An 11365-nucleotide genomic window follows, 5' to 3' on the forward strand; every position below is an offset into this window, starting at 1 on the left:
AACGAAGAAGCTGCCGTCGCAGTGGCGGTCGCGGCGCTGAATACCTTCCCGGAGCTCTACGAGGCTGCCTGGCTGAGGATGATGCGCCAGAAGCTCGGGCTCCAGAGCGCAGAAGAGGGCGACTCCGAGCGAATCGAAGCCCTGCTCACCTGGATGCAGCAGACCGAGGCGGACTACACCAATACTTTCCGCACGCTAAATGATCCCGAAGGCAAAGACGCAGAGTTTGCTGCCTGGCACGCCCGCTGGAAAGAGCGCTGCACACGCGATGCTCTCTCGGAGTCTGAGTCCCTCGCTCTCATGCGCTCGGTCAACCCCGCTGTGATTCCGAGAAACCATCTGGTCGAGGAAGCGCTTGCCGCCGCAGAAAGCGACAATGATCTCGCGCCGCTGAATGCTCTGCAGGAAGTCTTGGCTCAGCCCTACGCATACGATTCTGCCCCGTCGAAGTACCATGAGCCTGCTCCGGCCAGCGCGTGTGGCTATAAGACGTTTTGTGGGACGTAGGGCCTATCGCGTGACGAAGCGGCGATCTTCGGGGAGGGCGAACTCGGTGCGGGCGGCAGCACTCCGGGGGTTGTCGAAGGGGTAGGTGGCATCGGCGGCGAACTGAACCTCGATCCGCAAGTCTGTGGCAGTCTTGAGGTGCTCTAAAGCAGCGGCACGGCGCGCTTTCGCTCCAGCGATAAACCCAAGCTGGTTCTTGTTGGCCTCGACATAGGCATCGCGCTTGGCCGCCAGCGCCGCAACGGTCTCTGGCGTGATTCCCGGCAGGGTCTGTGTCGAGAGGCGCAAGAGAATCCCCTCGGTCACCTGCACCAGCGTCGCACGGCTCATGTTGGGAAGGTTCTCCCCGATGTAGTAGTCCTTGAGCGCCGCAGGCTGGCTACGTGTCCACTTCTGCCGCGCGGCGGTCTGCACCTCGCGCAGTGCTGTGAGCAGCTCTTTTCGGGCAAGCTTCTCCTCTTGAGTCGAGACCCGCTGGCCGATATCGTTCTCCACCGCAATTGCCTGCTCTTTTTTGCCTTCGCTCACGGCAAGATCCAGCGCATCGAGGGTCTCGTCGGTGATTCCTCGGGCCAGAAGTGCCGCACGGTAGGCAGGTTTCCGAGCTGCCGCAGCAACTTGCGCAGCAGTATCGAGTGATATGACCTGTGTATAGTTCAGCGCGCCCGGTTCGCGGCTTGTTTTTCTTGTTTCATCCATTGATTTGATCTCCTCAACCTCTGTTTTTATACCACCGATGACTGATTTTTAGTTCCCAACGACTGATTTTTTCTCTCCGATGACTGATTTTCTTAGTCCGATGATTGATTTTCTTGCTTTATTTGCCCGCCGATTGAAAGCGGCGTCTAAAAGCCTCGTCCCTCGGCTGAGAAGTCGCTCCGCGACTAACACCCCCTAACCCCCTCGGCAAGCGAAGGGGAACCGGCAGTCGCGGAGCGATTTTTTGGCGCTTGCGCCTCTACACGCCGCTTTCAATCGGCGGGTTTTCACCGTGCAGCAAGCGCCTTAGAATCAGCGCGGCGGCTTTTTTGTCGAGGGGCTCGTTGTTGTTGCCGCACTTGGGGCTCTGGATGCAGCTCGGGCAACCATCGTCGCAGGGGCACTCTTCGATCAGGGTGAGGGTCGCGGTGAGCCACTGCTCGATAATGCGAAAGCCTGTCTCGGCGATCCCGACCCCGCCGGGGTGGGCGTCGTGGACAAAGATCGTCGGGGCGCCGACCTGGGGATGGTGCGCAGTGGAGACGCCGCCGATGTCGTTGCGATCACAGAGGGCAAAGAGCGGGAGCAGGCCGATGCTGGCGTGCTCGACCGCATGAACACCGCCCGCGAGGTCCAAGCCCGCAGTAGCCAGCTCTTCGACTAGGTACTGCGGCAGCGGGTACCAGACCGCCTCCGTCTCGAAAGTTTGTTCAGGGAGATCAAGGTCGTAGAGGCCGAGCACTTCATCGGAGAAGAGCTGCTTCTGCCGAAAGCCGGTCACCCAGCTCGTGACGCGCACCTCGCCGAAGTAGGCGACGGTATCGCCAAACTCTTTACTGCCGCCCGTGGCGATAATCTCGATGTGCGAGTCGGTCTTGGGCTCGGTGAAGTAGCTGGCGGCGGCGCGGCGCACCGTGGCGCGGCGGCTGATCGTGTCCAGCTCCTCGACCACGTAGCTCTCACCCATGTGCAGGTAGATCGCGCCGGGGTGGATGGTCTCGTAGGCTTTCGCCTCCTCGACGGTCCCCAGGGTCTTGCCGTTCTCCTCAATAATATACTGGTTCGCCGACGCGGAGCGGATATTGATGAGGGTTGCGGGGTACTCCGAACCGGCGTAGTGCAGGCGCTCGCCACGGGCCGCCAGAGCCCCCTCTTCCACCAAGCGATGCGCCACCCAGCGGGCACGCTCCCCGCCAAACAAGTCCGCGTCTTCATCGGTGAGCGGCGCTTCGTAGGCGGCACAGAGCAGGTGCCCCCCGAGGATGTGCTTATTGGTCGGATCAAGCGCGGCGTGCTCGGCGGGGCGCTCGAAGAAGTAGTCGGGCTGGCGCATCAGAAACTGATCCAGCGGGTTGTCGGCGGCAACCAGCACAGCGAGAGACTCCCCTTGACGGCGACCGGCACGACCGGCTTGCTGCCAGGTGCTCGCTACCGTGCCAGGGTAGCCCGTCATCACCACGGCGTCCATTCCGCCGATATCCACCCCCAGCTCCAGCGCGTTGGTCGCGGTCACGCCGGTCAGCTCACCCGTAAAGAGCTTGCGCTCGATCTCCCGCCGCTGCTCGGGGGTGTAGCCCGCGCGGTAGCTCATGACTTTATCTTGCTGGGGCTTTCCCTCCAGGGCGCGGCGGGCGTAGGTCAGCAGCAGCTCGGCGGTCTTGCGGGAGCGCGTGAAGGCCAGTGTCCGCACATCGTCTTCGAGCAGCTCGGTAAAGACATGGGTCACCTCCGCGTTGGTCGAGCGCCGCGAGCCCGTGGCGGCGTCCATCACCGGCGGGTTCCAGAAGACAAAGCGCCGCTTGCCCGTCGGCGCTCCCCCGCTCTCCGCCGAGACGACTTCGGCTTGCAGGCCCGTCAGCTTGGTAAAGAGCTCCTCCGGGTTGGCGATGGTCGCGGAGCAGGCGATAATCTGAGGCCGCGCGCCGTAGAGCTCCGCTACGCGGAGCAAGCGCCGCAGGATATTTCCGACGTGTGCTCCAAAAACGCCCCGGTAGACATGGGCCTCATCAATCACGACGTAGCGCAGGTTGCGAAAGAACGTCGCCCAGCCATTGTGCTGCGGCAGGATTCCCATGTGGAGCATGTCCGGGTTGGTGACCAAGAGCCGCGCCGTGCGCCGGATCGGCAGGCGCTCGTCCTTGGGCGTGTCACCGTCGTAGGTGGCCGAGATGATATCCGGCCACAGATCCAAACTCTTGAGCTTGCTCTGCTGGTCTTGGGCAAGCGCCTTCGTAGGAAATAAATACAGCGCTCGCGCCTTAGGCTCCAGCAGCAGCGTCTCCAAGACCGGTGCGTTGTAGCACAGCGACTTCCCCGACGCTGTGGGCGTCGTGACAATCACCTGAAAGCCCAGGCGCACCAGATCAATGGCCTCAGCCTGATGGCGAAAGAGCTTCTCCACCCCGAGATTTTGCTTGAGTGCCTTGCTCAGCCGCTCCGGGAGCGGCGCGTCTAGCTCACCGTAGACCGCGGGCCGCGCTGGGATATGCTCGATATGGACGATCTGTTTTTTGTAGTCGGGGTGCTGGCGGAGGCGATCCAGAAACGCATCGGGGTTCACACTGGTATTGTTTCCCGAACCCCTCCCCCCGGGTCTTTTCCCTCAGCAAGCGAAGGAAACGCCTAAAGCGTGATAACATTGGGTTTCCAGTCGAGTTTCTTTAGCATCGCAAGATACTCCTCGGGCTGCATCTCTTTGCCCCCGTTGATCGCAACCAGCATCGCCTCCATCACATTGGTACCAAACGAGCGCCCCTCAAAAATCGGCGTGGTGGTGATCAGCTGCGCCACACCGCGCTCTTTGAGCTCTCTCTGGTTCTCCTCCGTGGTGGTGTTGGTGAGCACCGTCTTGCCTTTTAAATCTTCTGGCATGTGGCGACGGATATAGAGAAAGTCCCCCGCGAGCACATCAGCCCAGGCGTACCACTTGCCCCACTTGGGGACGATATGGTTCTGCTTCTCCCCCGTCGGATAGAGAATCGAGAGCGGCAGGTGCACCACAATCGGCAGCAGCGTCCGTGCGACGAGCTTAAATGCCTTGGGATTCGTGATGCCAATGGGCAGATCCAGCCCAAACATCAGATCACCGAAGCAAATCTCACCGCCACAGGCGATCAGTGCCTCACTCATGCCGAAGCGATCCACGGCAGAGACGATCAGCGTTTTCTTGTGCGCAAAGTCCACGATGTTATTGGCTTGGAGCCACTGCACGGCGGCACGCTCCAGCGTGTTCTTCAGACCTGAGCCATCCAGAACCGGAGTCTTCTTTGCGCCTGCCAAGAGCTTTCGCGAGACGGCGAACTCATAGCGCTTTCCCTCGCTCCAGAGATAGCGATCCATCCCACCAAAGCCAATCGCGTCCACCGTACCATCTAGCTCGGCGAGGCGCTCGACAAACTTCTTCTCGTCGCCATCTACTCCTTGACGACTAATCTCAAAGGTCTCGCCGAAGAACTCCGCCGTGACCGTCTTATCGCGCTTAGACGAGCCCAGTGACAGGGAAATCACACGTTTCATAGGGACACTATACCAAAACGAAAAAACCAACACGTCACCTTGCGTGTTTTTTAAGGTTGTGTTATCCTGCCCACAGTCCCAAACTCCTGGGGCACTTCCCTTCTTAAGGAGACGTTCTCATGCGTCGTTTCTTCACCCTCATCGAGCTTCTTGTCGTGATCGCGATCATTGCGATTCTTGCCGCCATTCTCTTTCCTGTTTTTGCCCAAGCCCGTGCCAAAGCACGCCAGACGGCTTGTCTGTCCAATACCAAGCAAATCGGCCTTGCTGTCATGATGTACTCTCAAGACTACGACGAGACGCTGGTTCCCTTGACCATCGGGACTACCGGATCGGGGTTGGCGGTCTTTAACCAGCTTCTCGATCCCTACGTCAAAAACCAAGGTGTCTGGGCCTGTCCCGATGCCATCAAGACCAACGCGAACCAGATTCGCAGCGTGGCCATGAGCGACAACGTCGCTATACCGCTGTGGTTTGCCCCCAACAACTCTCCCCTTGCCCTCGCCGCTCTGGATTTCCCCGCCAACCTCATTGTGATGGGAGATGCTGTTCCTCAGGCATGGACGTCGAACTTCTCTGCCAATGTCAATGGTTTTCAAGCCTGTAGTGCTACCCGCGCTCTGGAGACCAACACGGCCCAGCTCGCCTCACGCCGCCATTTTTTCCGGCATAGCGATGGGGCGAACTACGCCTTTGCGGATGGTCACTCCAAGTGGATGAAGATCCGCAATACGATCATTCCTAATTCCATGTGGTCCAGAACCAATCGGCCCTTCACCGCACTTCCCACAAACTGTAGCGATGTTGCGCTGTAGTCTGCTAGAAAACAAGGTACTCTAAGTCTATGATAACCCTGATCCCTCTGGCGCTCCTAGCGCTCATGCAAGAGACGCGCCCTGCGCTGCCTCTCAAAATCCAGCCTGCGCCTGCGGCGGCTGCCTCGGCCAATCTCCCTCCCGCTCCTGCCTTGCTCAAGGCAGGAGACTCTATCCCCAACTTTTCGGTAGATGCCCCCGGCGGGAAAAAGAAAGTCACTTTTGCCTCAATGCGTGGAAAAGTGGTCGTTTTAGACTTCTGGGCCACGTGGTGCGGCCCGTGTAAAGCAGCCATGCCACACTTAGAAGAAGTCTGGAAGAAGCTCAAGACACGCAAGGATGCCACGGTGCTGGCGCTCTGCACCTCGGACGAGCGTGAGAAGTTCGAGAAGTGGGTGGTGGAGAACAAAGACAAGTACAGCTTCCCCTACGGCTACGACCCCGCGGGCCGCGATAACGCAACTAAGCTCTCACGCAATGTCTTTGGTGTCACCGGAATCCCCACCACGTTTGTGATAGGGAAAGATGGAAAAGTGGTAGATGCAATCGTGGGCTATAGCCCCGGCGACCATAGACTCGAAGCTGCCCTGAAGCAGGCAGGTGTGGATATTGGCACCGTGGGCGGGGATGCACCTCCCCCCGCTCCACGTGATCCCAATGCTCCCAAGTTCATTCCTGCAGCAGCTCTCACGGTTCCAGGCACGATGCGCTCCCAGCTCAGCTTCGATCCCGTGGCCTTCTCCGAGACCTACAAAGGAAAGCTGGGCCTGAAGTCTATTCCAGTACCCATGGCTCTGAGTGAGACAAAGCCCGCGAGCATCACCAAAGAGCCAAGCTACAGCGCCACTCCTCGCTACGGAACGATCACGGTGGGTGATGGCCCCCGCTCCGTGGTCAACGTGGTTCTCGCCGGAAGCCAGCTCTTTGTGGATGACAACAACAACGGCGATCTCACCGACGATGCCCCGGCGACCTGGGATGGTAAGACTGTCCAGCGCTCGGTACGCGCCTCCTATGGCCCAGCGGCAGGCGAGGTATCGAGCCGTCCCTACTCCCTCAACTTCTACGGGAGCGCAGATCGGGTCTTTACCCAGCGTAACGGAGGGATGGTAGGAGAGATCACGTTCAATGGCAAGGCTATCAAGGCACTTGTCGGGGACACGGATAGCGACGGTGTGTTTATCTCTACTCCCACGGCTCCGGTCTATCTGGTTCTCGACCTTAAAGGCACAGGCGCGATTGACTTTAGCAGCCGCTCGTTTGATCTTGCCAAGCCGATGGAGATTGACGATAAGATCTACCGTGCCCGCATCTCGCCCGATGGTACGAATCTGACCATCATTCCTACGAACGAAGTTCCGGCTCCCAAGCCCCCGCCTGCGCCACGTCTGCCCAAAGCCGGGGACGATGCCCCTGATGCCACGTTCCAAGCTCCCGACGGCTCCAGCATTCGCTTGGCAGACTTCAAGGGAAAGAAAGTGGTTGTTCTGGACTTCTGGGCAACATGGTGTGGCCCGTGTATCGCATCGTTTCCCCACCTAGAGAAAGTATGGCAGGGACTTAAGGGCCGTGAGGATGTGACAATATTGGCTGCCAATGTCTTTGACGAAACGGAGAAATACAACGATTGGCGCAAGACAACCCAGTTTACCTTCCCCCTTGTCCTAGACCCTGCGGGCCGCGATATGTTCAAGAGTGTGGCTCGCAATAAGTTTGGTGTCACCATGATCCCGGTGACGATTGTTATTGGGAAAGATGGCAAAGTCGTCGCAACCCTCGTGGGCAATACGGGTGAGGGCGATCACCGGCTGGAAGAGGCACTAAAAGCGGCGGGAATCCAGTAGAAGAGTACCCACAATGACAGAAAATGCCCAGCACGAGTTCTCGTGCTGGGCATTTTTATGACAGACCCACAGCCTACAGAGCGTCTTTGAGCTGTGTGATGCGCTTCTTGATCGCGTCCACGTCTGCCGCAGGCACACCGGGTAGCGTGACATACTTCTCGTAGGCAGCAATCGCCTTGGGGAACATGACCTCCTGGGAGAGCTCATCGGCGACACCATAATCGTCGTAGGAGAGACCCAGGTAGTACCAGGCATCGGCGTACTTGGGATCGGCCTTGGTGGCTGCCTCGAAGTCCGCACTTGCCTTCTTCAGCTCCGCCAGCTTGACCTTGACATCTGTAGATGCCTTTGCCTTGCGGTAGATCGCCAGACCACGCCCGTAGAGCGCGATGGCATCCGTCGGCTTGGCCGTCAGATAGGTGGTGTAGTTGGTGATCGCCTTCTCAAACTCCGGGAGTCCCTTGCTGGCATCATTGGCCTTGCGCTTATTCTCCCCTAGGTTGAAGTAGATCACCGCCTGATTTTTGACCATCTCCAGGTCTTTACTCCCCGATAACTGAAGCACCTTATCAAAGTCCGCCGCCGCCGCCGCCAGGTTCTTCATATCTAGGTAGGTACGTCCCCTCAGCTCGTAGGCCTTGGGATCAGTCGGGGCAAGCGCGATGATCTTGGTGTAGTCTGCAATCGCGGAGGCAAAGTCCGGGGTGGGCTTCTGGAGGGCACAGTAGGCACGATTGGTCAGTGCGGCGAGCAGCTCTTTCTGATCCGTGGGGTTGGTCGCGAGGTACTTAGCGTAGCTCGCCATGGCACTGTCCCACTGCTTGAGCTTCAGGTAGAGAAACGCCTGTGCCCCCAGCGCTTCGGCGTTGCTGGGGCTCTTGGCCAGAAGCTGACCGTAGGCATCCACTGCCACGCGGTAGTCCACATCCGCCTGGGTCTTGTCCGCCTTCTTCCCAGCAGCGCTGGCCAGGTTATTGAGATACTGCATCTGGTTGGGGCTACCTGCGGGCAGAAGCTCTAGGGCCTTTTTGAAGTCCGCGATGGCCTTGTCAAAGTCTTGCGCTTCGAAGTAGGCGACACCACGGTTGGTGTAGGCGACGGGGTCTTTTGGGTCAGCATTGATCGCATCGGTCAGGGCGGCGATCTTCTCTGCCGATGATGCACCGCCGCCACTGGCCTTGGCAAGCGCGAGGAGCTTCTTGATCTCCATGTCAGTGGGCTTGAACTTAAGGTACTTCTCGAAGTTGGCGGCAGCGCCTTTGTAGTCCTGGAGGTTGTACTGGACGCGGCCCAGCCCCTCGTAACCGAAGGGTTTATCGGGCTGAAGGGCGATATAGCTGGTGTAGGGCGGGACCGCCTCTTTGTACTTTTCCTGGAAGCTGTAGGAGTCCGCCATGATGATAAAGGCATCGGCCTGCTTGGGGTCTAGCTGGGTGGCCTTGCTCGCGGAGGCAATCGCATCGCTGAGCCCAGCGGCCTGTGCTTTCGTGATCGAGCTTCCCTGAGGGACGATGGTGTTGTACTGCGCTAGAGCGAGGTCTTTCCATGCCACGGCATCATCGGCCTTCTTGGCAAGATAGGCCTTCAGATCGGTCGAGGCCGCCGCGTAGTTCTTGGGCTCGATATTGAGGTAGCTGGCAGCACGCAGTCGGTAGACATTAAAATCTGCCGATGCGCCCACTTTCTGCAAGTACGCCGAGTAGTCCACAATCGCAGACTTGTAGTCCTTGAGCTGGAGCTGTACCGCAGCCCGGTTCTTGGTAATCTCCGCATCGCCAGGCTTGAGTGCCAGCGCCGCATTGTAATCGGAAAGCGCGGCGGAAAAGTTCTTGAGCTGGAAGTTACAGGCAGCGCGGTTGAGAAGTGCGCCCGTGTTACTCTTGTCTAGCGCGAGTCCTTTGGTGTAGTCGTCAATGGCAGGCTGAAGCTGGTTGAGCTTGAGGAACTCCAGATCGGCTTTGGAAAAATAAGTTGCGGCCTTATCCGCATCGCTTGTCAGCAACAAGACAGCCGCATTGTAGTCGGCGACGGCCTTATCAAACTGACTCAGTTTTTCATACGCATAGCCACGGTTGAGGAGAGTCAGCCCACGCTTGGGGTCTAGCTCTAAAACTTTGGTCGCATCCGCAATTGCTTCAGGGAACTTATTGGTCTGCAAATACGCCACCACACGACTATCGTAGGACTCCACAACGAGATCGGGTGCGTTGGGCTTGGGCTTGGGAGCCAGCTTGGTCAGTTCGGTAAAGTCGGCGATGGCTCCGGTGTAGTTGTTGAGCTGCGAGCGCACAATGCCTCGGTTGTAGTACGAGTCTGCGGCCTGTGGCTTTGCCATAATCACTTTGGAGAACGCAGCCTCGGCGAGGGGTAGGTTTTTTGCCCCAAAGTGTGCACGACCGAGATCGAAGTAAAGCGATGATACCTCAGGACGCTCTTTGATGAGCTTATCCAAGATCTTGACTGCTTCAGCGTACTTGCCCTTGCTGATCAAGTCTCGGGCTGTGGAGATATCCTCTTGTGCCCAGGCGTTGCTCCCTGATCCTAACACAAGCACCAGTGAACTCACCACTCCCGCCATTACCAAACGACTCATAAAAAGCTCCTCGCTAAATTACCGGGTTTTGTCGGATTATACCGTTATCCCTGACAAAACAACTTGCTTCGATTATCCGGCGCATCGGGCCTTTCTTTGTAGGGTAGATGCGCCTGTTTTTATGCTTGACCCTGTTAGACAACGAAAAAACAGAAAGAGCTGTGATTCAGATCACTTTTTATCGTGATCTAGATCACAATCGTTGCGAGTTTTTTCACACTAAGAAAGTGCCGTTTTGCATGATAGGGCGCTCATCGGCCCAGATATCAAAGTGCAGCCCGACCACATCAATGTGCGTGCAAGACTGCCAGTTGGCTCCGGTGTGGAAGCCGTAGGGATCGCCAAAAGCGATATGGATCCCGGGGAATTTTTCGTCTTGCAAGATATTGCCAATCACCCGCGTTAAGCCGATATTGGTACCAATGGCAAACTCGCCCACCCGGTCAGAGTTTTCGTCGGTGTGGCAGTACTCCCAGAACTCGGTCTCTAGCGCCTTGTTAGCACACTGCGCACTTGTCAGACGGTTTTTCTCAATGGTGAGCATCAGAGGGTTCTCGCCCAGGAGCCCGTACTTGGCGCAGAGATAGTCTCCCACCACGCCATCCACCACAAACGTCCCGTTGAGCTCCCAGGGCGACGTAAAGATCTCGCCACCGGGGAGATTGCCCCACTTCTTGGGCGAGATAATGCCGCTGGTCTTGAGCCAGTGGTACTCCGGGCTGAGCTGGACGGTGATATCGGTGCCTGTGGGGGTCGTGCCGCGGATGGTCTTTGCCGCCCGGACGATCTCGATGACGCGCTGGCTGAGCGTGTCTACCGCGCCAAAATCAGCACGCATCCCCTCGCACATGATCTCCTCGGTGATATTGACCATGTGAGCGTGACGCATCCCGCGCCGATTGACCACATCGGTCATCTGCCGACGGCTCATGAGCTCGCCGGTCTGCACTTGAACGGCAAAGATCGAGACGGCGCTGCTCTCCATGCCCAAGATTACCTCGGCGGGCATGTCGGTCAGAGGGCGTGGGCAGAGCTTCTCCAGCACAAACCCACTCCAAGCCAGTCCCCGCACCTCTAGCTCTCGCGCCAGGCTCGCCCCAATGGTCAGGCAGGCCATGTCACAGATCAGCGTCACTTTCTCGCCCGGCTGGATGCGCAGGCAAGTCGTGACGGCATTGACCGCGCCCGGCGTTAGCTCCGAGGAGAACTCAGTACTTAGTAAAAGTGCGTTGTGCATGTTATAGTTCGGAGGGGAGCAGGGTCTCGGCGACCATGTAGTCCACGACGGCTTTTAGATCCCCGCCGCTCTCTTTGAAGACCCGAAGCTGACGATCTGCGCCCGTACCGCGCTCTAGCATTTTCTGGACATAGTCCAGCTCACGGCGACATCC

8 protein-coding genes are annotated in these 11365 nt (G+C 58.3%); 3 read left to right on the top strand and 5 right to left on the bottom strand.

The genetic code is table 11. The features are described 5' to 3' along the window. The coding region (locus tag AC1XOS_RS14170) for a protein adenylyltransferase SelO family protein (protein WP_481962874.1) at nucleotides 1-507 on the top strand (507 nt) is incomplete at its 5' end. 3 nt (nucleotides 508-510) lie between these two features. Here the strand turns inward: AC1XOS_RS14170 and AC1XOS_RS14175 are convergent. From AC1XOS_RS14175 to AC1XOS_RS14185, 3 genes are all read right to left on the bottom strand, one after another. After that, nucleotides 511-1206 (bottom strand): hypothetical protein, encoded by a 696-nt coding sequence (locus tag AC1XOS_RS14175; protein ID WP_481962875.1) that lies wholly within the window; start codon nucleotides 1204-1206, stop codon nucleotides 511-513. Between the two features lie 259 nt (nucleotides 1207-1465). Next, entirely contained in the window at nucleotides 1466-3766 is a 2301-nt protein-coding gene (locus tag AC1XOS_RS14180) for a DEAD/DEAH box helicase (RefSeq protein ID WP_481962876.1), read from the bottom strand. Nucleotides 3767-3828: 62 nt separating this feature from the next. Further along, nucleotides 3829-4722 carry a quinate 5-dehydrogenase gene (locus AC1XOS_RS14185; protein ID WP_481962877.1) on the bottom strand — a complete coding sequence of 298 codons (894 nt, stop codon included), beginning with the start codon at nucleotides 4720-4722 and terminating at the stop codon, nucleotides 3829-3831. A gap of 119 nt (nucleotides 4723-4841) precedes the next feature. Between AC1XOS_RS14185 and AC1XOS_RS14190 the strand changes: the two genes are divergently transcribed. Continuing rightward, nucleotides 4842-5537 carry a DUF1559 family PulG-like putative transporter gene (locus AC1XOS_RS14190; RefSeq protein ID WP_481962878.1) on the top strand — a complete coding sequence of 232 codons (696 nt, stop codon included), beginning with the start codon at nucleotides 4842-4844 and terminating at the stop codon, nucleotides 5535-5537. Between the two features lie 29 nt (nucleotides 5538-5566). Further along, the gene (locus AC1XOS_RS14195) at nucleotides 5567-7381 is read left to right on the top strand and encodes a TlpA family protein disulfide reductase (RefSeq protein WP_481962879.1); all 1815 of its coding nucleotides are present in this window, start codon (nucleotides 5567-5569) and stop codon (nucleotides 7379-7381) included. A gap of 73 nt (nucleotides 7382-7454) precedes the next feature. Here AC1XOS_RS14195 and AC1XOS_RS14200 read toward each other — a convergent pair whose 3' ends face one another. After that, a complete protein-coding gene (locus AC1XOS_RS14200) occupies nucleotides 7455-9974 on the bottom strand; it encodes a tetratricopeptide repeat protein (protein ID WP_481962880.1) in 2520 nt (839 codons plus the stop codon). A 214-nt stretch (nucleotides 9975-10188) separates the two neighbouring features. Continuing rightward, nucleotides 10189-11211 carry an aminopeptidase gene (locus tag AC1XOS_RS14205; protein WP_481962881.1) on the bottom strand — a complete coding sequence of 341 codons (1023 nt, stop codon included), beginning with the start codon at nucleotides 11209-11211 and terminating at the stop codon, nucleotides 10189-10191. Nucleotides 11212-11365: the final 154 nt, after the last annotated feature.

The sequence above is a fragment of the Armatimonas sp. genome (assembly GCF_964826245.1).

What these genes read in the sequence shown, in the direction of transcription:
- AC1XOS_RS14175 (WP_481962875.1), bottom strand. Translation starts at nt 1,206, where the DNA reads ATGGATGAAACAAGAAAAACAAGCCGCGAACCGGGCGCGCTGAACTAT.
- AC1XOS_RS14185 (WP_481962877.1), bottom strand. Translation starts at nt 4,722, where the DNA reads ATGAAACGTGTGATTTCCCTGTCACTGGGCTCGTCTAAGCGCGATAAG.
- AC1XOS_RS14205 (WP_481962881.1), bottom strand. Translation starts at nt 11,211, where the DNA reads ATGCACAACGCACTTTTACTAAGTACTGAGTTCTCCTCGGAGCTAACG.
- AC1XOS_RS14190 (WP_481962878.1), top strand. Translation starts at nt 4,842, where the DNA reads ATGCGTCGTTTCTTCACCCTCATCGAGCTTCTTGTCGTGATCGCGATC.
- AC1XOS_RS14200 (WP_481962880.1), bottom strand. Translation starts at nt 9,974, where the DNA reads ATGAGTCGTTTGGTAATGGCGGGAGTGGTGAGTTCACTGGTGCTTGTG.
- AC1XOS_RS14195 (WP_481962879.1), top strand. Translation starts at nt 5,567, where the DNA reads ATGATAACCCTGATCCCTCTGGCGCTCCTAGCGCTCATGCAAGAGACG.